Origin of the sequence: Winogradskyella sp. A3E31, assembly GCF_046720935.1 — a bacterium.
In the GTDB taxonomy this organism is placed as follows: Bacteria; Bacteroidota; Bacteroidia; order Flavobacteriales; family Flavobacteriaceae; genus Winogradskyella.
Genome location: NZ_JBHNWH010000009.1, coordinates 63,554 through 90,454, shown reverse-complemented (window position 1 = coordinate 90,454; position 26,901 = coordinate 63,554). Strand labels below are relative to the sequence as shown.

Here is a 26,901-nt window from a genome sequence, read left to right as displayed (position 1 = left end):
TCTGAACACACATGAAAAAAAGGAAAACTAATTTAAGGGATTTAACATCAAATTCAGAAACACAACATAGTCACGATGATGGACATAATCATAGCAATTCTACACCTATTTCAATCTTAAAAGGCTATTTGCCAGCGATATTCAGTTTTGTAATGTTGGTAGCAGGTATTGCAGTAGATTATTTTGAAGCATTTCCTCACTTTTCTGGTTGGATTCGTATGATTTGGTATGGTGTCGCTTATTTACCTGTAGGGTTTCCAGTAGTCAAAGAAGGCTGGAAAAGCATTATAAAAGGTGATGTGTTTACAGAGTTCTTTTTAATGTCTATCGCTACTATTGGGGCGTTTATCATTGGTGAATACCCCGAAGGAGTTGCAGTAATGCTGTTTTATGCAGTGGGTGAATTATTTCAAAGCGCAGCTGTTAAAAAAGCTAAGGGAAATATAAAAGCATTATTAGATGTTAGGCCAAAAGAAGCTATTGTGTTTCGTGATGGTGATTATAAAAGTGTGTTGCCAGAAGATGTTACTATTGGAGAGAAAATTCAGGTTCGTGTTGGCGAAAAAATTCCGTTAGATGGTATTTTATTATCCGAAAAAGCATCTTTAAATACCGCAGCTTTAACTGGAGAAAGCAAACCCGATTCCATACGGAAAGAAGCAAAAGTTTACGCCGGTAGTATCAATTTAGAAAGTGTCATTGAAGTTGAGGTCACCAACACCTTTGAAGATAGTTCTATTGCCAGAATATTAGATTTGGTTCAAAATGCAACAGCTCGTAAATCTAAAACAGAATTATTCATCAGACAGTTTGCCCGTATCTATACACCGATTGTGGTGTTTTTGGCGATAGGAGTAACATTCATTCCTTACTTTTTTGTAGATGATTATGTGTTTAGGGATTGGTTGTACAGAGCCTTGATTTTCTTGGTAATATCTTGTCCTTGTGCGTTGGTTATCTCTATTCCGTTGGGTTATTTCGGTGGATTGGGAGCAGCTTCAAAAAATGGTATTCTTTTTAAAGGTGCTTCATTTTTAGATGCCATAACCAAGATAAATACATTGGTAATGGACAAAACAGGAACAGTTACTAAAGGTGTTTTCAAGATTAAAAATGTTGTAGTGAGCAATGGGTCATTGAGCGAAGTCGAGATGATGAAATACCTAATGGCAATGGAAGAACAATCCACACATCCCATTGCCAAAGCTATTATGGGGTATAATAAAAGTGGAGATGACTATGACGCAGAAGATGTTTCTGAAATTGCAGGTAAAGGCTTAAAAGGTATTGTAAATGGCAAAACCGTTTTAGTAGGAAATAAAGCCTTAATGGCTGCCAGTAATATTGATGTTCCCACTGAAACGGAATCTATTGTAGAATCGATAGTTTTAGTCGCAATTGATAATCAATTTGCAGGTTACGTTGTGATTGCAGACGAATTAAAAGAGGATGCAAAAGGAACGATTACCGCATTGCACAAAGTAGGTATTAAAAAAATTATGATGCTTTCAGGTGATAAGGATTCCATTACCCAAAAAGTCGCTAAAGAATTGAATATTGAAAATGCTAAAGGTGGTTTACTACCAGAAGATAAATTAAACGAAGTAGAAACTCTAAAGAAGAATCCTGAAAATAAAATTGCATTTATTGGTGATGGAATTAATGATGCGCCTGTTTTAGCAGCAAGTAACGTTGGTATTGCTATGGGTGGTTTAGGTAGTGATGTTGCTATTGAAACCGCAGATGTCATTATTCAAACTGACCAACCCTCAAAAGTTGTCAGAGCGATTAAAATAGGTCGTTCAACTCGTAAAATCGTGTGGCAAAATATCATATTAGCGTTTGGAGTCAAAGTGATTGTATTGCTGCTAGGAGCAGGTGGCCTAGCAACAATGTGGGAAGCGGTTTTTGCAGATGTTGGTGTGGCTTTATTGGCGATTCTCAATGCAGTTAGGCTGCAGAACATGAGTTGGTCATAACTGATATAAATATTGATGTATTGTCAACTAAAAAAAAGCTCCGTCATTATTGAGGTTACGTAACTTTTCCCGGAAAGGGATTACTTTCAATAATCCCGAAAACGTATCCAATACAAATAGAGAAACCACAAATGAGATAAAGCGTATTTTCCTTTGTATTACTCAAGCAAGCTTGGTTGATTTCGGAAAATAAAAAACCCACAACTTGCATTGTGGGTCTTCTTTTGCGGAGAAAGAGGGATTCGAACCCCCGGAGGTGTGACCCTCGCTGGTTTTCAAGACCAGTGCATTCGACCACTCTGCCATTTCTCCAATAGCGGGTGCAAATATAAAACCCTTTTTCATTCAAGGCAAAGTATTTTTAATAAATTTTAAAATTGAGAAATTCAATACTCATATTAATAATTGATAAGAAGAATATGGGCGAAGAGCACAACATTCAATACTTTTGCAAAAAATAAGTCATGGATATTATACAGGATTTAAAATGGCGTTATGCCACAAAAAAATTTGATGCTAATAAAACACTTCAACCCCATAAATTAGAGTTGCTGAAAGAGGCTTTTAATCTTACTGCTTTGTCATATGGGCTTCAGACGTTGAGGTTGGTTGTGGTTACGGATAAAACTATTAGGGAAAAATTAGTAGCTGAAGCCTTTGGCCAGCGCCAAGTAGTTGATGCTTCACACCTTTTAATTATTTGTATAGATAAGGTTATTGATACTGAGGACGTTGATTCTCATTTTGATACTATAAAAACCATCAGAAAAACTCCAGACGAAATTTTGGATCCCTACAAAATACAAATGAATGAAACCATTGCTAATATGTCTAGTTCTGAAAAACAAGCATGGGCAAAAAACCAGGCTTATATAGCACTTGGCAATTTAATGACGGTTTGTGCCGTAGAACGAATTGATAGTTGCCCGATGGAAGGTTTTAATCCAGAAGCATTTGATGACATTCTAAAATTGAAGTCTAAAAATTTGGAATCTGTTCTGTTGCTACCAGTGGGGTATAGAGCTGATGATGATATGTTTTCAGGTTTTAAAAAAGTAAGAAAGTCGGTTTATGAAACTGTAATTGAATTATAAGCCCATTAGACTAAGGCTTGTCAAAATAGTATATTTGTGTTTAAATTAATTTAAAAGAAACCTATGCCAGGATTTGAATTATTCAGTGATGCTGAACGTAATGAAGTTAATGATGTTTTAGACAATGGAGTGTTGATGCGCTATGGGTTTGATGGTATGCGGAAAGGGCATTGGAAGGCCAAAGAACTAGAATCGGAATTGTGCACTGCATTTAAAACAAACCATGTGCAATTGGTCTCTAGCGGTACGGCTGCAGTTTCTGTGGCTTTAGCCTCAGCAGGAGTAGGAGCAGGTGATGAGGTTATAATGCCAAGCTTTACGTTCGTTGCGAGTTTTGAAGCCATTATGATGCTTGGTGCTATCCCTGTTTTAGTTGATATTGACGATACGCTTTGTTTAGATTCAAAGGCTGTAGAGCGAGCTATTACAGAAAAAACTAAAGCTGTTATGGTCGTGCAAATGTGTGGTAGTATGGGGGATATGGACGCTATACAGGCAGTATGTAACAAACATAATTTATTACTCATTGAAGATGCTTGTCAAGCTATTGGAGGCACCTATAAAAATAAGCCTTTGGGCAGTATTGGGGATTTAGGATGTTTTTCGTTCGATTTTGTAAAGACCATTACTTGTGGAGAGGGGGGAGCAGTGATTACTAATAACGAGCAGTATTATATAAATGCAGATCATTATTCAGATCATGGACATGACCATATTGGGAGTGATCGAGGAGCCGAGACACATCCATTTTTAGGCTATAATTTTAGAATATCAGAATTACATGCGGCTGTTGGGTTGGCACAAGTAAGGCGATTACCCGAGTTTTTAGACATTCAGAAAAAACATTTTGAGATATTAAGACAGGAATTGTCTAAAATCTCCGAAATGGAATTTAGGTCGGTTCCAGAGGGTGGAGTGGAAAGTTGTGCTTTTCTCAATTTCTTCTTACCAGATACCGAAACAGCTCTAAAAGTTTCCAAAGCCTTTGGTGAGAATGGTATTGATGCCTGTTGGAATTATTACAACAACAATTGGCACTATATTAGAAAATGGCACCATCTTAAAGATGCCAAATCATTATATCCATTATCTTATGAAATTAAAGCTGCACTAGAAAAACTCAAGACTCAAGATTTTTCACAGTCGGATCATTACATAGGCAGAAATATTTCTTGCCTCATTAAATTGTCCTGGACTGAAGCGGAGGTTAAGGAAAGAGCTGAAAAGATGAAATCAATCATTGAAACAGTTATTTAAGGTCTTTATTTGATCTAATACTGTTTTTGTATAGCTTTTGTTGGGGTCAATAATTAGAGTAGTCTCCAATCATTTCATAGTTTTACAAAAAAACAACATGAAAAAGCTATACATTCTCTTCATACTATCTAGTTTTACTGTAGTTAGAATGTCTTTTGGGCAACAAATGCCCATTGACTTTTCAGCAGCATCTGATAACTTTAATGGGTTTAGTGGCAGTAGTTTTTCATTTACTACTGACCCAGATGATTCAGGAAATGATGTTGGACAATTTTTTAATGATGGCAATGTAACTTGGCAAGGATTTTATATCGATTTGAATGTCCCAATTAATTTGGATGATGGAAAAGAGATTACCTTGAATTTTTATCAATTTGACCCTAATAACCATACCATCTACATTAAACTTGAAAATGGTACTAACCCAGATGTAGAGGTTGTTCAAAATAATTCAACGGTGGGCTGGACTAATGATATAACCTTTGACTTTTCTAATGCAACCTATAGCGGTACTTCTAATACTGTTGATGCTACAGGAACGTATTCAAGGTTAACTATTTTCATTGATGGAGGCGCAATGTCTTCAGGAACGTATTTGATTGATAATATCAACGATGGCTCAGAACCAACAGACCCTAATGCCCTAGATGTTGAATATACTGATTTGGTCTGGGCGGATGAGTTTAGTACTGATGGTACTGTCAACAGCACAAATTGGTTTCACCAAACACAATTACCATCTGGGGGAAGTTGGTTTAACGGGGAAGAGCAACATTATACTGACCGTACAGACAACTCATTTGTAACTGGGGGATTTTTGAATATAGTTGCAATTAAAGAGAACTTTACAGATCAAGGAGAAACAAAACAATATACTTCTGCGAGACTCAATTCTAAATTTGCTTTCACTTATGGTAGAGTAGATGTCCGGGCACAGCTACCTTTTGGAGAAGGAACATGGCCAGCAATTTGGACTTTAGGTAAAAATATAAATGAGGATGGTGCATATTGGGATAATCAGGGGTTTGGAACGACCAGTTGGCCTGCTTGTGGTGAAATCGATATTATGGAGCACGGTTTACATAGTACCAATGAAGTAAGTGTAGCATTGCATACTCCATCGAGTTTTGGGAATACAATGAATACATCAACCGAGGTGATATCGGACGTAGCCAATAACTTTCATATCTATTCCATGAACTGGTCACCAGATGAAATAGCATTTTTAGTAGATGGAAACGTTATTTACCGTTACAACCCTACAGTTAAAGATGCTAATACATGGCCTTTTGATGAACCTCAATACCTATTGTTAAATATTGCAATGGGTGGTATATCTGGAACTATAGACCCTTCCTTTACGGAAAGTAGTATGATTGTGGACTATGTTAGGGTTTATCAAAATAATTCTCTTAGTACAGAAGACAGAGACCTAAACAAAACTAAAATTTATCCAAATCCATCGTCAAATCAAGTGAATATTCAATCAAATGTTAATTTCGATAGTATAAGACTTTATACCGTTTTGGGTGAGTTGGTTTTGGACACCAAGGGTGAAAAACAAATTGATGTCAGTGGAGTTTCAGCGGGTATTTATATTTTGAAACTAAACAGTTTGGAAAAAAGTATTTCCCGAAAAATTATTATTGATTAATAACAATCTTATAATTCAATACTTTTAACTACTCATTATTTTATTGGTAGAAATATTTCTTGCTTAATTAAGTTGTCTTGGATTGAAGAGAAGTTGAAACAACGGACAAAACCCATGACAAAAGTTATACGTTCTGTAATAGAGTGGTATTGTGCATTTTTAGTAACTTTAAGTTAATGAAATACTTTTGGTTACTTTTTTCATGTTTATTTTCTAATGCTCTTGTCTCACAAAGTGACAATAAATTTGCATTAAAAACAATTACGGTTGATGAGGGCCTTTCTGCTAACGCCGTATTTGGTGTTGAACAAGATAGCTTAGGCTATTTGTGGTTCGCTTCCCCGAACGGCTTAAACAAGTATGATGGAAGAACATTTAGGTTTTATCCAAAAAACTTTGTTAGTGAAGATGATATTATTGTCTATGATCGAAAACTCTACAAAGATAAAGAAGGCATTTTATGGGTTATTACAGGTGAGCGAGAGATTGAAAAATATAACACCTTGTCAGACAGTTTTGAAAAAAACAATTGGTTCCCCTTACCAAAAACAATATTTCAGGACAGTTATTTAAATAGGTTTGTTGGAACTTCAAACAACGGAATTTTTAAAATAAGCAATACTACTAGAGATACAATTCAACTTATTGAAAAAAAAGATTTTGCAAAGAATGTCAATGGTTTTGTAGAATTTAAAGATCATATTTGGGCCTCGTCTACCTCTGGTATTTTTAAAATAAAAAAAGATAATTCGTATGAATTAATCAAATTACCGATTCTAAATAACCGCGATATAACCCTAATGGATGCGTCTATAAAACATGGCTTATGGGTAGGGACTTACATGAATGGACTTTATTATTTAGACCAGAAAAATGAAACTTTTAAACTTTTTGAAGGCTTTATCAATCACCCACTTCCGAAAGACATTTATATACACAACGTTTTTTTTGACAGTAAAAACCGTTTATGGTTAGGTACTTATGGTCAGGGAATTTACTTAATAGACTTCCAAAACACGGATATCGTAAATTTAAAGCCTGAAAAGAATAATCCCTACACCTTACATTATGACTGTATATCTTCAGTTTTTGAAGACGATAACCAAACCATTTGGTTTGGTACAGATGGAGGTGGAGTAAGTTATTATGATGAAAAACTGGTTAAATTTCAGTCTCTTACAGATTATAAAGTGCCAGAAGGTATTAATTTAAAAATTGTTAAATCCTTGGCTCTGGATCGACAAAAAAACCTCTGGATTTCAACACACAATTACGGATTGTTAAAATTAGACAGTACAAAAACAAATATTGAAACGATAACACGAGAAAATTCGGGCTTAAATTCAAATAAAGTTGCTTTTATTAAACAGATAGGAGATGACTTGTGGATTGCTAATGAAATACACGAAATTCAAATACTCCATAAAGACGGCGGGTTTACAACATTTAATAAAAACTCAAAACCTAAGTTAGATGTTGGCTACATTTATGAAATCTTTCAAGACTCAAATAAACGCATTTGGTTAACAACTGCTGATAACGGCTTAGTTCAGTTTGATAGAGAAAAAGGTATAGTAAAGCAGTTTAAGTATCACCCAGAGGATTTCAATTCTATTTCTAGCAATCTTATTTTTTCAATTGAGGAAGGACAAGATGGTATTATCTGGATTGGTACAAAGTACAAGGGACTATGCCGTGTTGATACATATACTAATAAGGTAACACGTTATCCACAGATTGATGGTATGTTAAGAACCATATTTGTAGATACCGAGAATAATCTATGGATAGGAACAAATACCAACGGGTTAATTTTCTTTAACCCTAGCACCAATGAAATAAAATACTTTACAGAAAGTGATGGATTGGCAGGGAATACCATTTTTTCTATTTTACCTAATGAAGATGAATTGTGGTTAGGTTCTAACAAAGGCATTTCAAAGTTAAATATGATCACAAATGAAATTGAAAATTTTGATACAGAGGAAGGCTTACAATCCTTAGAATTTAACGATAATGCTGCCATAAAGGATATAGATAATAACATGTTCTATTTTGGAGGACTTAAAGGGGTTAATTGGTTTAACCCAAATAATTTTGAGAAGAATAGCTACAAACCTCAAACCAGAATTTCCAAAATTGAGGTTATGGACACTCTTTATAATTTATATGATGAATCAAATTTTAAGAGTCATCAAAACACCATCAGTTTTACATTCTCAAGCCTTCATTATTCTGCACCTGCCAGGAATCAATTCAAATACAAACTCGTTAATTATGACAAGAGTTGGCAATCGGCAGGAAACATAAATAATGTACGTTATACCAATCTACCTCCCAATGATTATGAGTTTCAGGTAATTTCCAGCAACTATGACGGTGTTTGGAACGAAACACCAGCTACCTACAGCTTTAAGATTAATAAACCTTGGTTTGCAACAAATTTAGCATATACGCTTTATGGCTTATTGATTTTAACAGCGCTACTTGTCTTCTTTAAATATTTAAAATGGCGATTACAAATAAAAAATAAATTAGAGTTTGAACATAAGGAAGCAACACGCTTAAAACAATTGGATGAGTTTAAAAACAGGCTTTTTACCAATATTTCCCATGAGTTTAGAACACCTTTAACCTTGATTTCTGGCCCTATTGACAACCAGCTAAACAAGCCCAGCTTAAACTCAGACGATAAGGAGGAACTCTCCTTAGTAAAACGAAATGCCAAGCGCTTATTGAATTTGGTCAATCAAATTCTTGATTTATCCAAATTAGAATCAGGACATTTAAAACTCAATGTCAGTGAAGACGATTTGGATGTGTTTTTAAAGCAGTTGGCGCATCTATTCGATTTTAAAGCAAAGCAAAAGGGTCTTGATTTTTACTATGAAGTAAATACTTCTGATAAGGCTTGGTTTGATAGAGATGCTCTAGAGAAAATAGTCACCAATTTACTGTCTAACGCTTTAAAATATACACCACAAGGTGGTCGCATACGCTTTAATGCCCAAAATAACGATGGGCAGTTAATTATAACTGTTCTCAACTCTGGCTCAACACTTAATCAGGACGACTTACAAAAATTGTTTGAGCGTTACTACCAAGCAGATAAACACAGTGACGGGGCTGGTATTGGTCTATCCTTAGTCAGGGAGCTTGTTACATTATCCCATGGCAGTATTGTAGCCCATATTGTAAATACCGATGAGATTCAATTTACGGTATCACTTCCAATAGAGCGGTCTTACTTTAAGGCTTCCGAGATTTCCGATCGACTAGACAGAGATACTTCAACAGAAATAGACAAAGCAAAGGTTGTAATAGATGCTCTAAACAAGGAAAATCAAAAGGACCAACCGCTTATACTAATAGTAGAAGACGATGAAGACATTAGGTTATATCTTAAATCTATTTTAAAACACCACTACAAACTTATCGAAGCCACAAATGGTGAATCTGGAATTGATAAAGCCTTACAAAACATACCAGACCTTATTATCAGTGATGTAATGATGCCAATTAAAGATGGTATTGAATTATGTAATGTGCTAAAGCAAGATGATAAAACAAGTCATGTCCCAATTGTATTACTAACCGCAAAGAGTGATAAAGCTCATGAGATCGAAGGGTTAAAGATTGGTGCAGATGCATACATCACCAAACCTTTTGATAAAGAAAAACTGCTGATCCAGGTAAAGAATTTAATTGAGTTACGCCTTAAATTACAACAGCGCTATGGGCAGAACTTTAAATTAAAGGAGGTAGCTGTAACAAGTATTGAGCAAGAGTTTGTAAACAAGTTAAAAACAATTTTAGACAGCCATATTACAGACAGTTCTTTTACGGTGGAAGCATTAAGCGAACACCTCGCTATGAGCCGTATGCAGTTGCATAGAAAGATCAAGGGCATGATAGGTGTTTCTGCTTCAGAATTTATTAACAACGAGCGCTTAAAATTAGCGGTAGAACTATTAGAACGTACCGATAGAACTATTGCTGAAATTGCCTACGAAACGGGTTTTAATTCCCCATCTTATTTTAACAGATGCTTTAAAAAGGTTTACGGTAAGGCTCCGGGAAGTTATATTGCAGAAGCATAGATTCTCCAGATAACTTTGACCTCTACGAAGTTGTCCAACACCATAATATTAGTTTTCCAAACACTACAAAAACCCACAGAGAGGGTAAAAACAATTCAGTATTCAGGGTGTCTCTAATTATTAGATGTATATCTCACAAATACGTTAAGTGGTTGTAAAACAATGATTTGAACATTTGTTTTCTTCAGATTTGACTTTTGTTACATAAGTTCAAGAGAATGTTACATATGTGCACCAGCAAACAATAAACACAAAGTACATTTGGTAAAAATCAACATCTAGGAAAGCAATCCTATATAAGCAATTATCCAGACTATGGATGTTAAAAACATTAAAAGCACAGTACCTAATAAAGACATTTACATCTCTTTTGACCATTTAAAAAATGGAAAGTACACCGTTAAATTATTGTTGAACAATAAAGTGTTTAAAGCAATAAAATTAAGAAAAGAATGAATTTTAATAAAAACTATAATAACTATGAAAACTACGAAAACACAATTAATCGATTTTTTGAGACATCAAAGATGGGGTTTAATTTTATTAACAGCGATACTATTTTATGGCTGTGAAAAAGAAGAATCAATAGAATATGAAGAAAGCAATTTTGAAACCTTTAATATAAAAAGTATTAAGAATACTGTTTCGATAAGCTCTTCCGGCTTTGATTTTGAAGCTCCAGATCAGATACCCTCAGGGTGGACTACTTTTGAGTATCAAAATAATGCTCATCACCCACACTTCTTTATTTTAGAAAAAATGCCAGAGGGTTTTGATGTTAACAATTCTATCAATGAGGTAGTGCCTCTTTTTCAAGAAGGTATGGATTTTATAATAGACGGAGATTTTGATAGTGCTCTAGCAGCATTTGGTAACTTACCTGCTTGGTATTTCCAAGTTGTAATAGTTGGTGGACCAGGTATGGTATCAGCTGGTGAGTCAGCTATAAGTACTGTTAATTTAGAGCCAGGGACTTACGTTATTGAATGTTACGTAAAGTTGCCAGATGGTACATTTCATACCACGCTTGGTATGATAGACCAAATTATAGTCACTGAAGAGTCTAACAATAATGTTGTACCAAAAGCAGATGTAAATATCAATGTATCAAGTACAAGCGGAATAGAGATCCTTAATACTATAAAACCAGGATTACGCACTTTTGAAGTTAATTTTGAAGACCAAATCGTTCATGAGCATTTTCTCGGCCATGATGTGCAGTTAGTAAAATTAGAAGACACTGCGGATATCAGCTCCTTAAACGCTTGGATGAACTGGTCAGCACCTTTAGGTTTAACTGGTCATGGTGTAGATGGTGTTACCTTTATTGGGGGAACACAAGAAGCCCCTGCAGGAGATACTACCTATTTTACAGCGCTTTTAAAACCAGGTAATTATGCATTGATTGCAGAGGTGCCAGACCCAATGTCTAAAGGAATGTTACAAACTTTTACAGTACCTTCAAATTAAACAACTTTAGTTAGTTCGACAATGTTTAAGTCTAGCTAATCCTAAAATGAACTATGAAATGCCCTTTTGAGGGCATTTTATAATCACAATAAAATCTTATTTTTATAAATAATAAACCAAAGATTATGAAATATTCAACCCTTTTTTTAGTCCTTACATTATTTTTAACTGGCTGTAAAACTGATAAAAATGACAATCAAGAAACTCTAATAAGCAAAGAGGAAATGGTTAAGGACAAGACCATTAAAATTGTTACCCGCGCCATGGAGTTTGATATGGCAGATACTATCCCTTCTGGCTGGAACACTTTTAAATACGACAATAGAGCTGAGGAAACCCATTTTTTTCGATTTGTAAAATTGCCAGAAGGCATTACGGTCGAAAATTTTATTAATGAAGCTGACCCTGTTTTTGAGGAGGGTATGGACTTGATCAATGCCGGTAAACCCGAAGAAGGTTTTGCCGCTTTCGGAAAAATGCCAGAATGGTTCAGTAACGTCGTTCCAAGTGGTGGTTCTGGCTTAATTGCTCCAAAATCATCGGCTATTTCTACACTTTACCTAGAACCTGGTCTTTACAGTGTTGAGTGTTATGTAAAAATGCCAAATGGTAAGTTTCATTCTACTATGGGCATGGTGAAGCAGGTCTATGTGTCCGAAGCTAATAGTGGTCTCAAACCTCCGATAGCAACAGATACTATTTCAATTAAGGAAGATGGCTTTCATTTTGATAGAAACATCACAAAAGGCACACACGTTTTTCAAGTAGATATTGTGAACCAAAAACTACATGAAAATTTTGCGACTTCAGATATTCACCTCGTAAAATTAGAGGACTACGCTAGCATGGAAGACTTAGAGGCATGGATGGTTTGGTATGATCCTAAAGGGTTTATAACACCTGTACCAAAAGGATTAACATTTTTAGGAGGGTATAATGATGATGATGAAAGCAGTACTGGTTATTTTGAGGTCGACTTAAAACCTGGAAATTATGTTTTTATTGCTGAAGTACCAAATGCCAAAGCTAAAGGCATGCTTCATACTTTTGAAGTACTCGATTAATAATTAACGTAGTCAATAATCTCTAATCCATAGCCAATAATACCAACACGTTTGGTTTGTTCGCTATTTGAAATAAGTCTTAGTTTTGAAATATTAATATCGTGAAGAATCTGAGCGCCAATCCCGAAATCCTTATTGTCCATAGGGATTCTTGGTGCTTTTACCAATTCACCTTTCACTTGGTTTTCTTTTAAAATCGACAGACGACTTAAGAGGTTGGTTGATTGATTTTGCTGATTTATAAAAATGATGGCTCCTTTGCCAGCATCGTTGATGACCTTAAACATATCGTCTAATTTCTTATCAGCATTGTTGGTCAATGTACCGAGAATGTCATTATTGATTAATGTAGAATTCACTCGGGTTAAGACTGATTCTTTTGAAGTCCAATTGCCTTTGGTTAAAGCAATATGTACTTGATTATTGGTTGTTTGTTCGTATGCACGTAATCTAAAACTCCCGAACCTAGTTTCTATATCAAAATCACTCTTCTTTTCAATTAAAGAATCGTGTTCCATTCGGTAGGCTACTAAATCTTCTATGGATACAATTTTTAAATCAAACTTTTTAGCAACATCATAAAGCTGAGGTAACCTTGCCATAGTACCATCTTCATTCATAATCTCTACAATGACACCTGCGGCTTCAAAACCAGCTAAGCGCGCAAAATCAATGGCGGCTTCGGTATGGCCTGTTCGTCTTAAGACACCACCTTCTTTGGCCACTAAAGGAAAAATATGTCCTGGTCTTGCCAATTCGTGTGGCTTAATATCCTTATTAATTAAGGCCTGTACTGTTTTGGCTCTATCCGAAGCTGAAATTCCAGTAGTAACACCATTACCTCGTAAATCTACAGACACTGTAAATGCCGTTTCCATAGGGTCAGTGTTGTTGCGAACCATCATATTTAAGTCGAGTTCCTTGCAACGCTGTTCTGTTAAAGGAGCACAGATGAGGCCACGTCCATGTTTAGCCATAAAGTTTATGGTCTCAGGAGTGACACGTTCTGCTGCAGCCAAGAAATCACCTTCATTTTCCCTGTTTTCATCATCTACAACGATAATGACTTTGCCCTGTCGGATGTCTTCAATGGCTTCTTCTATGGTATTTAGTTGAATGTCTTTATTCACAGTATGCGCTAACATTAGGGTGTCTTTTGATTTTGCAAATGTACACTTAATTTATCTTTTCTAGTGTAGAGAGATGGAAGTCGTGCTTCATTTTACTCTTATATAAAAAATGTTTAAGAGGGTAGAAGGGAAGGCTCAATAAAATTAAGAGAGGGTTTGCTTTTTTGTTTTTAAGATTTAGACTTTTGTAAAATTTCAAATAATATAAAGTTGAGACGACCACGTAGATAATGAATATGATAAAGGAAATAATGCTTAAGTCTCTAACGGTTATAGCTAATTCTGGCAATTTATTGTTTTTAAATACAAAATGTAGTACCAATAAAATAGCACCAATACTGTAGGTTACCAAACTAGTGGTTGAATAATCTATATAATCTTTTAAATGTTGCTTAGCTTTTAATAGAAAATCTGGGACGTTTAAGCCTTTATTCTTTAACGTATCAAGAGAAATATTCCGGTCAGACAGTTGTTGTAGGGCAATTTGTTTTGGTTTTTTATCTATATCGAATTCATCATGATTTTTAACGACTTCTACTAATTCCTCGATGCTATGCTTATTATAATAGCTGTAAGATTGAATGGCTTTGATATCTTCTGTTCCAGACTGCTCTTTAACTTTGAATAGTTTTTTTAGAGGTACTAAAATAATGTCCATTTCAAACAAGCCTCTATCTTTGGTTGCCCTAGAGGTTAAATAGATACTAAATGGCAACATAATAAGTGTCGATAACCATGTCCCAAGAACAGGATCTAAGGCTCCGTCTTTTGCGCTGTTTTTTGTGAACAAACCTATGAAGTGATACGTTAAAAATAGTAATATGGCAATAACCATTGGTAATCCTAGACCACCTTTTTTAATTAAGGCGCCAAGTGGAGCTCCAACGAAAAAGAGAATAATACAGGCAAAAGCCAGTACGTATTTTTCGTGTAAAGCAATTATATGTCTGTTTCTCCACGCCGAACGTTCTTTATAGCTTTTTTTGTTGGTCTTTAAAATCTGTTCAGTGCTATTGGTACTGTTCAGTGCTAGATTCGTTATCTGTAGTTGTGTTTTGGTTTCAAAAAGATCCAGGACATTCCCTGTGAATGAAGTATCTTTTCTAACTTCAAAATTATTTTGTAAAGCTTCATACGTTGTACGGTTGTATAAGGTCTTGGATAAGGTTTCGTAATCCTTTTTTCTAGCTTGTTTCAAGGTGTCAATCGTGTAGTTTAATTCACTTACATTTAGCATGTTATAGCGATTGTCACTACTTTTGTCTTCGAGATCTATGTTGTTGAGGTTGCCTAAGTCTACATTGATAATATACTGATCAAATGTGCTTTTAGCATGCGGCATTTTCTCTCTATACTTTCTAGAATCCCTACTAACGAGTTCATCGTAGTAGTTACCATCATTTAATTGTAATTGAAGAATTTCAGAGTCCTCACTACTAATCAACTCGCCAGTTTCAGCAATAATAACGGTATAGTTACCTTGTTTAACTGCTTTCTTTTTATGAATTATGACGTTTTCTAAATATTGTCCACGATCACCAGTTTTCTTGTCAACTTTAATATTGATATTTCCGATTTCATTAAACTGTCCTTCTGCAATGGCCATTGCGGGCTTTAGCTTGGCAATGTTTCTTCTTAAATTATAAGATTCGTATTCAGCCCAAGGGATAACATTATTGGCAAAGAAAAATGCTAAGATTGAAAGTCCAAAAATGAAAACCGCAAGACTGCGCATGGCACGCTGCAACGAAATACCGGTTGATTTCATGGCGGCAAACTCATAGTTTTCGGCAAAATTTCCAAAGACCATTATTGAGGCAAGGAGTATGGTCAATGGTAGTACAAGTGGCACCATTTTAGGTGCAAAATACAAGAGGAACTTTGCCACTACAGTAATATCCAAATCCTTACCTGCCAACTCTGAAATATAGAGCCATATAGTCTGTAGGACAAAGATGAACATGAGTATAATAAATACACTCAAAAAGGTTTTTAAGTAGGTAGTGAGTATGTACCTGTCGAGTATTTTCAACCTAATCTAATTTATTGATGTAGTAATCTTTGTATTTACTGGCATCAAATGTAAATAAGGTTTTTGATATCGGTTCGTTGGTTTTAAAAGAATTAACAGTCAAAGTCGTTTTTGTACCGTTTTTCCCAACTTCTATTAAGTTATAGATGTGTTTTGTAGTGGCATCAATACCTAAAAGCACATGCTTTATCTCAGAATTAGTATCTATAGGTGTCAATTTTACAAACTGAATTTTACGTCCTTTTACATTTTGAAGGATATCCATTTTATAAGTATAACCATCTTCATAAAAGGATAGCATTTTACTTGGTGTAATTGTGCTTTCATCATCTGAGTTATCTGAAGAAATAGTCACTTCTTCATCTTCCGGACTTATGGTGTATAGGGTTTTACCATCAAATATTCTTGTAATGCCCAATACATTCAGCAAATATTTATCACCTTCAATGGTAACATCACCTTTGGTTTCCTGATTGATGTTTTCACTAACATTGCTCAACTCGTATTTAAAGCTAAGAGCTATGTTATTATAGCTTTTCACTTTTGTGCTCACTTCATTCAATAAGGCTTTTGCGTTACTGTCTGATTGGGCCTGCAATGAACCTATAAATAGGAACCCGATTAAAACTAATATATGTCTCATTATTTTTACGTATTTAACTATTTTCATTTTCCAGGAGTTGATCAAGGGCTACAAAATCTGCCACTAAAACCTGCCGTGCTTTGCTACCTTCAAAAGGACCAACAATTCCGGCAGCTTCTAATTGATCGATAATTCTACCGGCTCTATTATACCCTAATTTCAGTTTTCGTTGTAGTAAAGACGCCGAACCTTGCTGTGCTGTCACAATAATTTCTGCTGCTTCCCTGAACAATTTATCTCTATCCGCTATATCAATATCAATATTTGTGCCACCTTCTTCACCGACATATTCTGGCAATAAATACGCATCTGGATAGGCCTTTTGAGAACCAATAAACTCAGTGATTTTTTCAACTTCTGGGGTATCCACAAAGGCACATTGAATACGTATCATATCGTTACCTTGAGTAAAAAGCATATCACCGCGACCAATCAACTGATCGGCACCCGAGCCATCTAAAATGGTTCTAGAGTCTATTTTCGATGTTACTCTAAAGGCTATCCTTGCTGGAAAGTTTGCCTTAATAATACCTGTGATGACGTTAACCGATGGTCTTTGTGTGGCAATAATTAAGTGAATACCAATGGCTCTTGCCAACTGAGCTAAACGAGCGATAGGGGTTTCTACCTCTTTCCCCGCCGTCATAATTAAATCCGCAAACTCATCTACCACCAAAACAATATAAGGCAAGAACTGATGCCCTTCATTTGGGTTCAGTTTCCTCGCTTTAAACTTAGCATTGTATTCCGCTATATTTCTACAGAATGCATTTTTAAGCAAGTCGTAGCGGTTGTCCATTTCAATACAGAGGGAGTTTAAGGTATGTATCACCTTCGTATTATCCGTAATAATAGCATCTTCACTATCAGGTAATTTGGCCAAATAGTGACGTTCTATTTTATTGAATAAGGTTAATTCTACTTTCTTAGGATCAACCAGTACAAACTTAACTTCAGCAGGATGTTTTTTGTACAAAAGTGAAGTCAATACTGCGTTTAGCCCTACCGATTTACCTTGTCCCGTAGCACCTGCCATCAAAAGATGTGGCATCTTAGCCAAGTCAACCACTAAAGTTTCATTACTAATGGTTTTCCCTAGTGCAATAGGCAGTTGCATTTTACTATTCTGAAATTTTTGCGAGGCAATAGCCGAATGCATAGAAACGATTGTGGCATTTTTGTTTGGAACTTCAATACCAATGGTGCCTTTGCCAGGAATAGGGGCAATGATACGGATACCTAATGCCGAAAGCGATAAAGCAATATCGTCTTCTAAATTTTTAATTTTTGAAATCCGGACTCCAGCCTCGGGGACAATTTCATAAAGTGTAACTGTTGGTCCTATCGTTGCTTTAATACTAGAAATCCCAATCTTATAATTATTGAGGGTTTCAACAATTCGGTTTTTGTTTTCCTCTAATTCTTCCTGATTGATAGCGATGCCTTCGTTATCATATTTTTTAAGAAGATCTAAAGTCGGAAATTGATATTTACCAAGTTCAAGAGTTGGGTCGTATTGCCCAAAATCTTCCACTAATTTATCCGAGAGATTGTCAGTTTCAGAAGCTTCTTCCTTGGTTGTTTCCACTTCCATTTCTAACTGAGGCTCTTCAACTTCTACCTTTACGTCTTTAGCTTTATCACTCGATTTCTCTGGTTTAGAATGTTTGGTAATTGTAGGCTCTAAATTTTCAAGCGGAATTTCAAAAGCAGATTTTATGTCTTTAGCTTCCTCCGATAAGCTATTATCAATCGGAACAGTAACATCATCTTCTGAAGAGGGATCAAATTCCGATGTCATTTCTTTTTTAGCTTTCTTGAAGAAATTCACAAATGTATCACCCGTCACTTTAAAACGAATGGCTAAATACGTAATCAGACCAAAAACAAGAAGGAGAATTGTTCCTATTTTGCCAATATAGTCCTGAAAGAAATGGTTCATTTCATAACCGATGGTACCGCCGAGGATGTCATATTTGTGTGTGAAGAATCCAAAAAAGATAGAGAGCCAAATCACTATGAGCGTGCCCCAAATCCAATGTTTTCGTAATCGCTGCATTTTGAGGTTTAAAGTGATGTAAACCCCAGATAGGAATAATAATCCCGAAAAAATGAATGATGGAATACCGAAACCTTTAGTGATAAAAAGATCACTAACCTGCGCTCCAAGAATACGTGCCCAGTTTTTGGCTTCTGCATCACGACCCGGAAATTCTGATAAGATACTTTGGTCTTCTTTGCCTGTAAATAGAAACGACAAGAAAGAAATAAAAAGTAAAACCCCTAATATAATCAGTAAACTCCCAAAAATGAGTTTTTGCTGATTAGATAATTTAAACGACGGCCGTTTTAATTTAGTTTTTTTAGCAGGTTTCTTTTTGGTTGATTTTTTCTTTGCCATGTTCACTTTCCGGATAACGGAAATCAATTGATTACAAAATATGCCCTGAGTTGTTCAGGATTGAGTTGATTCGCAACTCAACAAAAATACAAATAACAAACGTTTATCCTAATGGTTTTGGTATCTATAGTATAGGTTTAATAAAAGAATTTCTTGAATCGAACTATCATCGAGTAATTGTCTTAGTAGTATACTGCTCGTTTAAGTTTGACCTGGTAATCAAAAACCGAAACTCTGTTATTTAGATTCCCATTTTCATGGGAATGACAATCCTGCCTGATGGCAGGTTCAAAGGAAACTCGGACGCAAGGCGCCGAGAAATTATTTTCGATTATCAGTTTTATAAACCCTAAAGTTTGGGAATATAGATAATGCAGGCTACGATAATAGCAATAATTGAAGCGATAAAAACTGCCCCTGCACCAACATCTTTTATCAGTCCAATTTTAGGATGGTGTTCTGGGTGAATAAAATTGGCAATATATTCTATGGCAGTATTAACTCCCTCAACACTCATAACCACAGCTATCATCACTAATTGGATCAACCACTCGGTAGTAGAAATATTATAGTAAAAGCCAGCAATAGTAACAAGTACTGCAATGATTAATTGCAACTGGATACTTTTTTCGGTTTTCACTAAAACCACCAATCCCTTAAAAGCATAACCTACACTTTTAAGGCGATTGATAGCATATGATTCTTTTTTAGACATTAGGAAAGCGCATTGAGAGCAGCCTCATAGTTAGGCTCGTTTCCTGTTTCTGGTACTTGTTCGGTATAGACTACAGTACCATTTTCGTCAACAACAACTATTGATCTTGATAATAAGGTCTCAAACCCACCATCCGCAAATGTGACGCCATAGGTTTTTCCAAACTCACCAGTTTTATAATCAGTCAAAGTAATGACATTTTCTAAGCCTTCAGCACCACAAAAGCGTTCCATAGCAAAGGGTAAATCCTTAGATATGCAGAGCACTTTAGTGTTTTCTAATTGACTTGCTTTTTCATTAAAGGTACGCACGGATTGTGAGCATACACCTGTATCTACACTTGGGAAAATATTAAGAACTAATCGATGCCCTTTAAAATCATTCAGGGATTTCCTAGACAGGTCCTTAGATGCTGTTAATTTAAAATCTGGTGCTTTGTTACCAACGTTTGGTAATTCACCTATAGTGTTCACGGGTGTTCCACCCAAAGTTACATTAGCCATATTATTTCTTTTTTTAAGAATGTTAAAATTAAAGAATATCTATGGTTTAAATGTGAAGGAAATGATAATGTTTTTTGGAAAAGCGTGAAGCATGAAGATTGAAGTGTGAAGCGCGAAGTATGAAGTATGAAGTGAGAAGTGTGAAGCATGAAGTATTGGTAAAATGTTTTTATTTCCTAACTCCTAACTCCTAACTCCTAACTCCTAACTCCTAACTTCCGACTTCAAAACTTCTACCTCAATTCCGCTCCAAGCTTAGATTCAAAGTTTTTTTGCAGTTTTCCCATAATCTTATCGATCTGCTTGTCCGTAAGGGTTTTGTTTTCGTCTTGCAGCGTAAAACTCACAGCATAGCTCTTTTTTCCTTCAGGAAGGTTTTTACCCTGGTAGACATCAAACAGATTCACATTCTTCAGTAGTTGCTTTTCTGTTTGTTTGGCAATCGTATGGATGTCATCAAAAGTCACAGCATTATCAATTAGTAAGGCAAAATCTCGGCGTACTTCTGGATACTTCGGAATAGCCTTAAATTTAATTGAATTGTGTTTTGCCATTTCAATAATGGTATCCCAATTAAAATCTGCGAAAAGTACTGGTTGTTGAATACCGAAATGTTTCAGTACAGACTTTTTAACCAACCCGAATTGCACCAACTCTTTTTTACCCAATTGTAATTTTACACCTTCGCTCAACACATCTGTTTTAATGGGTGATGACTTATATCGAGAAATGCCTATACGTTCTAAAACAGATGCAACAATCCCTTTTAAATAAAAGAAATCACTTGGTGTCGTTGAAGAATTCCAACGTTCATTCATTTTATTACCAGTGACAAAGACACTTAAATGTTTTAATTCTTCACGCGATTCGGCGTATTGATGATAGGTCTTCCCGAATTCAAATAATTTTAAATCCGATTGACGCCTATTAATGTTATGAGAAACCGCTTCTAATCCAGAAAATAATAAAGACTGCCGCATTACGCCTAAATCGTTACTCAATGGATTCAGCATTTCTACATTATGCTCTTCCTTTAATTGCTCACTTAATTTTATGTAGTCTGGTGTGGTTAAAGAATTGCCTAAAATCTCATAAAACCCTTGAGCGGCTAATTGATTGCCAATGATATTCTGAAGTTTATAATCTTCAAAACGAGAAGAATTAGAAATAGAAGCGTTGAGTTTTTCAGTAGTTTTGATTTTATTATAACCATAAACCCTAAGAACTTCCTCAATAACATCTGCCTCTCGCTGTACATCGTTTCTGTATGCAGGTACAGTCAATCCTAACCCTGTTTCAGTGACGTTATTGACCTTTATTTCTAGCGAGGTCAATATACTTTTTATGGTTTCTCTCGGAATTTCCTCTCCAATCAATTTCTTGGCATTGTCAAAACTTAGACGGACTTGGTGATCTTCAATCTTCCGAGGATAACTATCTACAATATCACTGGCAATTTCACCTCCGGCAATTTCGCATATCAATAGTGCAGCTCGTTTTAAAGCATATTCTGTAATATTAGGATCGATGCCACGTTCAAACCTAAAAGAAGCATCTGTATTTAAACCATGGCGTTTGGCTGTTTTTCGAACACTGATTGGGTCGAAATAGGCGCTTTCTAAAAAGATGCTCGTTGTGCTTTCTGTAACTCCAGAATTTACACCGCCAAAAACACCAGCGATGCACATTGGCTTTTCGGCATCACAAATCATAAGATCCTCCTCATGCAACTTGCGTTCAACGTCATCTAGAGTTGTAAACTTAGTCCCAGCTTTCAGCGTCTTCACTTTAATGGTATTGCCTTCAATTTTTGCAGCATCAAAGGCGTGTAACGGTTGACCTAATTCGTGTAGCACATAATTGGTAACATCTACAATATTATTTATCGGAGCCAAACCGATAGCTTTTAAACGATTTTGAATCCAGTCTGGGGACGGTCCAACTTTTAAACCAACGATAGTCACACCACAATAACGTGGTGCTTTTTCCTTATCCACAACATCCACATCTATCTTTAATGTTCTGCTGTCCACATGATAGGACGTCACAGGGGGAGTAATCAATTCTTGTTGAACATCTTTCTGCAATAAACCTGCTTTTAAATCTCGAGCCACACCATAATGACTCATAGCATCAGCACGATTGGGGGTTAATCCGATTTCAAAAACAGAGTCGTTTTCAATTTTAAATACGTCGGCAGCGGGTGTTCCAACTTTAAGCTTGCTGTCTAAAACCATAATGCCATCATGGGATTCTCCAAGTCCGAGTTCATCCTCAGCGCAAATCATACCGTGACTTTCTTCACCTCTAATCTTACCTTTTTTAATAGTCCATGCTTCACCCTCGGCAGAATATAATGTAGTACCTATAGTAGCTACAGGTACTTTTTGTCCTTTGGCTACATTTGGTGCGCCGCAAACAATCTGTACAGGAGCGTCACCGCCGATATCTACAGTAGTTAGTTTTAAGCGGTCAGCGTTAGGGTGTTGCTTACAAGTTAAAACTTCACCGACAACTATACCTTTAAGGCCACCTTTTACGGATTCAAAAGGTTCTATGCCTTCAATTTCAAGTCCAAGATCAGTCAATAGTTCACCTGTCTTTTCGGCGTCCCAATCTATATTTATAAACTGCTTAATCCAGTTGTAAGATATCTTCATAATTCAAATTCATTGAAGCGTCAAAATTAAACATTTTTTTAGGTTTATAAAGTCTGAAAGCCATTTTAAAACGTACAATTTATAAGTCACAGTCTAGTTAATGGACTAACAAAATTGTGAATTGCGATAATTCAATTATGCTTATTAATTACCTTTAATCAAATTCAAATATTATGAAACAATTAATTAAACTATTTGTAGTCTTGTTTGTTTTTGCAAGTGTGTCTTGCGTTGATAAAAAAGAAGAACAGGAAGTAGAAGAAATGGTCAATGAAATTGAGGCCGTTGAAACCAAAGTCGATAGTATTTCGGTAGAAGTAGAAGCAGATGCTGAAGCTTTAGAAGAAGCCCTAGAGGAATTAGAAGACGATAACATTTAAAAATTCAAAACCATGAAAATAGTAAGATATATTACCGCTTTAGCGATAGTGGCTTGTTTTGCATTAGGCACAACAACCGTTACTGCACAAGGCAATAGCGAAAAAGCCAAGAAGGAAAAAGTAGCCAAGGAGAAGATGGAGAAAGGCAAGGAGATGGCACAAGATAAAAAAGAAAAGAAAGAGAAAAAGCTCAAAGAAGCAAAAGAGAAGGTCTCTATGGAGCAGAAGGAACTGGCTTCTGAGCGTAAAGAAGAGATGAAGGCCCTCCAAGAGCAAATGAAAAATGCTTCACCTGGAGAAAAGAAAGCGATACAAGAGCGTATGGAGAAGATGAAGGAAGAGTACCGCGAAGAACAAAATGATCTTAGAGGTAAGAAAGAACGCATTATAGAAGATCAGATCGAAGTGCTAGAGCAAAAGCGAAACAAAATTAAATCCAATAATGGTAAAGGAAATGCCTACGGAAAAAACAAAGGAGATCTAACAGGGCGAGAGTTTGGGCAGCAACGAGCTTATGAAGCCAGAAACCGCATTGAGGTAGAACGCGAAATCATCAATAAGCGTCGTAACTTGGTCGTATTGGCCGAAGAGCGTATTCAAAACGCAAAAAGACGATTAGAGACAGATATTGAAGAAGGTGAGATTAAAGAAGAGGAAGTCGATAGAAGGCGAAGCGCTATCGGTAGAGCTGTTGAACGAATGACAAAACTGCGTTCATCACTTACAGAAAGTGAACGCGTATTAAAAGCTCAAGAGGCAAGGTTAGAGGCTTTGAGTAAAGAGGATAACTAAAAATTGTCACATTGAGTGTCCCGACACGATTTTATCCCGAATGCTTTCGGGGTTAAAATCACTCGAACTGACAAGAAAAAGACGTTAAATTGATTAACGTCTTTTTTTTGTTAGGTATCTGTCGTAATTTCGAACTCTATATAAAGCACAATTCCCTATGAAAAATACTTTCTTTCTTGCCATCATCCTTTTGGTATGTTCATGCAAGTCCGAGCCAAAGGAGGTTCAACAACTTCAAAATGGCAATTACAGAGTCACCTTAGAAGTTCAGGATAATGAAGAATTACCGTTTGTTATTGAGGTGATCTCGCCAACAGATTTAAGGATTTATAACGCAGAAGAAGTTATTGAAGTTGATGAAGTTGACTATCGTAATGATTCCATTTTTATAAAAGCTCCAGTGTTTGAAGGGTATTTCGCAGGTACTTTTAACGGAGATAATTTTTCTGGGGACTTTATTAAAGAAAGCCTCGATCGTATTGTTCCTTTTACTGCTGAATACAATAACGATCAACGTTTTATAACGGAATCAGCTGCCAATGAAAATGTCTCTGGTGTTTGGGAAATGGTGTTTAGTGAAGGTATAGAAGGCGATGAATATATTGCTAAAGGTATTTTTGAACAGAAAGGCACTTCCATTACAGGCACAATTAGAACCACAACTGGTGACTACCGGTATCTGGATGGTGTGATGGAAGGCAATACCATGAAGCTCTCGACCTTTGATGGTGCCCATGCGTTTTTATTCACGGCGCAAGTGTCGGACTCTACACTCGTAGGAACGTTTTATTCTGGCAATCATTGGAAAGAACCTTTTGTAGGCAAACGTAATGCTGATTACGAATTGCCAGACGCCAATGAATTAACTTTTTTAAATGAAGGCTATGATAAGTTGGATTTTTCCTTTCCTGATGCTAATGGAAATATGGTGTCCTTAGATGACGAACGCTTTAAGGACAAAGTGGTGGTTGTGCAGATTATGGGAACCTGGTGTCCTAATTGTTTGGATGAAAGCAAATACTACTCACAATTTTATAAGGATAATTCGGATAAAGACCTAGAGTTTGTGGCTTTGGCTTTTGAGTACGCCAAGACTGAGGAAAAAGCTTTTAATAGCATTGAACGTCTTAGAGAAAAAATAGATATAACCTATCCAATTCTATTAGCACAATATGGCTCTTCAGATAAAGGTGAGGCTCAAGAAAAACTGCCGATGCTTAACCATGTCTTGTCTTATCCAACGTCTATTTTTATAGATAAAGAAGGTAAAGTCCGAAAAATCCACACAGGATTCAATGGCCCAGCAACTGGCGAAAAGTATGTAGAGTTTAAAGAGGAGTTTGAAAGTTTTATTGATGAGCTGTTATCGGAATAAGTCTTGGTATTATTCAGGCAGATAGTCTCCGATTAAATTCAATTCGTTAATTAGGAATTTTAGAAGTAGGCGAGAACAAGCAATTAATTATAGCCATTGTTCTGCTTCGCTTTTTTTATTTTTATTTTGAATATTCGATTAATTCCTCCACGTAGTGAAAGTCACCTTGATTTTGAGTGAGTTTTATGAAATTTTTTACAGCAGGTGCATATAACCAAACTTCTGTTTCATTTGCGTTATATCCTCTAGAATTTGTAGTTTTCCCTGTGTATTTTATTGTGTAGGCCATAAATGTTCCTGCTTCTACTGTTTCTTCTTGGTATGATAGTACTTCGGCATTCTGACTTTGGTTTCCAGTAGTTCCATCTTGACTTGTCCAACTGTTTTCATATTTCCATTTTTTACCCACTTCGAGAGGCCAGTCGTACTTCGGGGTTTCGCTTACATCTAGTTTAACGATTTCGGTAACGGGAATAGTATCTTTTCCAATAGTCATACCTAGGGCTCCGTCAAAACTTATTATTTCTCTTGTATCTGTTCCATCTGAGCGTACTTCTCCTTCAGTAGTCACACCTTTATATTTCCAGACCCATTTCTCACCGAGCTGATAATCAGTTAGAGTTGGCTGGTTGGTTGTATTGGATTTAGTTGAGTTATTACAGGCACTAAATAATACTAATGCAAGTAATAGTAGAATTGGATTTTTCATTTATATTGTTTAGAACAATAGGACGTTTAAGATTCAAATTTGTTACAATTAATAAAGGTGAATGCCTAGCATAGAATTATATACGTTTGAAGTTAGCCTTGGTTATTCTTTTCCATAGATTGGTATTCAATATCTATTAGCTCGATTAATTCTGTTATGCTCTTTTTTAATAATACTGATTGCCTTGTATAATAATTAAGTTGTCTCGATGAAATATAAATATCAGCTAATATTCGTTTGTCTGTAATTGTAATTGGTGAGCCAAAATCACCATATTTTATTTCATATGCATATTTATTTCTTAACTCAGTAGAACGATCCACCACATCTTCACCAATAGCTATGATATTTTGGACCTCCAATTCATAGATACTTTGAATATTATTAAATAGTTCACGATTGCTTATAATGTTTGATTTTCCTTCAGATATCATTGAATTATAGGTTCCAATTTTTGGTCGAAACTTTCTGTCTGTAAAGAAAATATATTCTAATTCAGATACTCCCTCCACTTTAGGTAGGTTACCAATAATTTCCTTGAATATAAAGTCAATAGTTGTGTCTTGAGACATTAATTGAGCAATTCGCCATTTGTGGTCTTTAATTACTTGAGACAACAATAATGTATCTTGAATTAAATCACTCTTTATTTCTCTTAGATAGACTTTTTCAGTATTTCGGTTTTTTTTTAATTCATTCGAATTATTTATACTTAACGCAATTAAAATTCCAATAACCACTAGTATAATTTCTCCAATAGCATAAAGTAAGTACTTAATGACCTTATTATCCCTAATCATATTTTGTCTTATTTTTCTAAAGAATTTTATCATTTGTTAGCGGTTTATCATAATGAAGCACAACCTTAAGATATAGCTTCGTTTTAATAACCTATACCCATAGCTAAGCGAAGTTAAATTTTCAATTTTGAAAATCAATAAGT

General features: G+C 35.6%; 19 protein-coding genes and 1 tRNA gene. 10 read left to right on the top strand and 10 right to left on the bottom strand.

The window, feature by feature from the left end:
• Positions 1-11: 11 nt before the first annotated feature.
• Positions 12-1,979: a heavy metal translocating P-type ATPase gene (locus ACFEMA_RS12250; RefSeq protein WP_411768500.1), complete on the top strand. Its 1,968-nt coding sequence runs from the start codon at positions 12-14 to the stop codon at positions 1,977-1,979.
• 227 nt (positions 1,980-2,206) lie between these two features.
• Here the strand turns inward: ACFEMA_RS12250 and ACFEMA_RS12245 are convergent.
• Positions 2,207-2,291, bottom strand: a tRNA-Ser gene (locus ACFEMA_RS12245).
• Between the two features lie 152 nt (positions 2,292-2,443).
• On the opposite strand from ACFEMA_RS12245, the gene ACFEMA_RS12240 reads away from it, so the two are divergent.
• The 6 genes from ACFEMA_RS12240 (at position 2,444) to ACFEMA_RS12215 (ending at position 12,618) form a co-directional block, all read left to right on the top strand.
• Positions 2,444-3,073, top strand: a complete 630-nt coding sequence (locus ACFEMA_RS12240) for an NAD(P)H-dependent oxidoreductase (protein WP_411768499.1) — start codon at positions 2,444-2,446, stop codon at positions 3,071-3,073.
• Positions 3,074-3,136: 63 nt separating this feature from the next.
• A complete protein-coding gene (locus ACFEMA_RS12235) occupies positions 3,137-4,330 on the top strand; it encodes a DegT/DnrJ/EryC1/StrS family aminotransferase (RefSeq protein WP_411768498.1) in 1,194 nt (397 codons plus the stop codon).
• A gap of 97 nt (positions 4,331-4,427) precedes the next feature.
• A complete protein-coding gene (locus tag ACFEMA_RS12230) occupies positions 4,428-5,984 on the top strand; it encodes a family 16 glycosylhydrolase (RefSeq protein ID WP_411768497.1) in 1,557 nt (518 codons plus the stop codon).
• 176 nt (positions 5,985-6,160) lie between these two features.
• Entirely contained in the window at positions 6,161-10,084 is a 3,924-nt protein-coding gene (locus ACFEMA_RS12225; protein ID WP_411768496.1) for a two-component regulator propeller domain-containing protein, read from the top strand.
• A gap of 480 nt (positions 10,085-10,564) precedes the next feature.
• Entirely contained in the window at positions 10,565-11,554 is a 990-nt protein-coding gene (locus tag ACFEMA_RS12220; protein WP_411768495.1) for a hypothetical protein, read from the top strand.
• Between the two features lie 125 nt (positions 11,555-11,679).
• Positions 11,680-12,618, top strand: coding sequence for a hypothetical protein (locus ACFEMA_RS12215; protein ID WP_411768494.1), 939 nt, complete (start codon positions 11,680-11,682; stop codon positions 12,616-12,618).
• On the opposite strand, the gene ribB is transcribed toward ACFEMA_RS12215, so the two are convergent.
• The 7 genes from ribB to pheT all read right to left on the bottom strand — a co-directional run bounded on the left by ribB (position 12,615) and on the right by pheT (position 22,702).
• The gene (gene ribB / locus ACFEMA_RS12210) at positions 12,615-13,763 is read right to left on the bottom strand and encodes a 3,4-dihydroxy-2-butanone-4-phosphate synthase (RefSeq protein ID WP_411768493.1); all 1,149 of its coding nucleotides are present in this window, start codon (positions 13,761-13,763) and stop codon (positions 12,615-12,617) included. The genes ACFEMA_RS12215 and ribB overlap by 4 nt on opposite strands.
• A gap of 31 nt (positions 13,764-13,794) precedes the next feature.
• Complete coding sequence (locus ACFEMA_RS12205) at positions 13,795-15,780, bottom strand: LptF/LptG family permease (RefSeq protein ID WP_411768492.1); 1,986 nt, start codon at positions 15,778-15,780, stop codon at positions 13,795-13,797.
• 1 nt (position 15,781) lies between these two features.
• Complete coding sequence (locus tag ACFEMA_RS12200) at positions 15,782-16,423, bottom strand: LolA family protein (RefSeq protein WP_411768491.1); 642 nt, start codon at positions 16,421-16,423, stop codon at positions 15,782-15,784.
• A 13-nt stretch (positions 16,424-16,436) separates the two neighbouring features.
• Positions 16,437-18,824, bottom strand: a complete 2,388-nt coding sequence (locus ACFEMA_RS12195; RefSeq protein WP_411768490.1) for a DNA translocase FtsK — start codon at positions 18,822-18,824, stop codon at positions 16,437-16,439.
• A gap of 349 nt (positions 18,825-19,173) precedes the next feature.
• Positions 19,174-19,539 carry a diacylglycerol kinase family protein gene (locus ACFEMA_RS12190; RefSeq protein ID WP_411768489.1) on the bottom strand — a complete coding sequence of 122 codons (366 nt, stop codon included), beginning with the start codon at positions 19,537-19,539 and terminating at the stop codon, positions 19,174-19,176.
• On the bottom strand, positions 19,539-20,042 hold the full coding sequence (tpx, locus tag ACFEMA_RS12185) for a thiol peroxidase (RefSeq protein WP_411768488.1): 504 nt from the start codon (positions 20,040-20,042) through the stop codon (positions 19,539-19,541). The genes ACFEMA_RS12190 and tpx overlap by 1 nt, the downstream gene beginning before the upstream one ends.
• Before the next feature lie 233 nt (positions 20,043-20,275).
• Positions 20,276-22,702: a phenylalanine--tRNA ligase subunit beta gene (gene pheT, locus ACFEMA_RS12180; RefSeq protein WP_411768487.1), complete on the bottom strand. Its 2,427-nt coding sequence runs from the start codon at positions 22,700-22,702 to the stop codon at positions 20,276-20,278.
• Positions 22,703-22,875: 173 nt separating this feature from the next.
• Here pheT and ACFEMA_RS12175 point away from each other — a divergent pair, with 173 nt between their 5' ends.
• The 3 genes from ACFEMA_RS12175 (at position 22,876) to ACFEMA_RS12165 (ending at position 25,249) form a co-directional block, all read left to right on the top strand.
• The gene (locus tag ACFEMA_RS12175; RefSeq protein ID WP_411768486.1) at positions 22,876-23,082 is read left to right on the top strand and encodes a hypothetical protein; all 207 of its coding nucleotides are present in this window, start codon (positions 22,876-22,878) and stop codon (positions 23,080-23,082) included.
• 12 nt (positions 23,083-23,094) lie between these two features.
• On the top strand, positions 23,095-23,874 hold the full coding sequence (locus tag ACFEMA_RS12170; protein ID WP_411768485.1) for a hypothetical protein: 780 nt from the start codon (positions 23,095-23,097) through the stop codon (positions 23,872-23,874).
• Between the two features lie 157 nt (positions 23,875-24,031).
• The gene (locus tag ACFEMA_RS12165; RefSeq protein ID WP_411768484.1) at positions 24,032-25,249 is read left to right on the top strand and encodes a peroxiredoxin family protein; all 1,218 of its coding nucleotides are present in this window, start codon (positions 24,032-24,034) and stop codon (positions 25,247-25,249) included.
• A gap of 121 nt (positions 25,250-25,370) precedes the next feature.
• On the opposite strand, the gene ACFEMA_RS12160 is transcribed toward ACFEMA_RS12165, so the two are convergent.
• Both ACFEMA_RS12160 and ACFEMA_RS12155 read right to left on the bottom strand, forming a co-directional pair.
• Positions 25,371-25,958, bottom strand: a complete 588-nt coding sequence (locus ACFEMA_RS12160) for a hypothetical protein (RefSeq protein ID WP_411768483.1) — start codon at positions 25,956-25,958, stop codon at positions 25,371-25,373.
• Positions 25,959-26,050: 92 nt separating this feature from the next.
• On the bottom strand, positions 26,051-26,791 hold the full coding sequence (locus tag ACFEMA_RS12155) for a DUF6090 family protein (RefSeq protein WP_411768482.1): 741 nt from the start codon (positions 26,789-26,791) through the stop codon (positions 26,051-26,053).
• Positions 26,792-26,901: the final 110 nt, after the last annotated feature.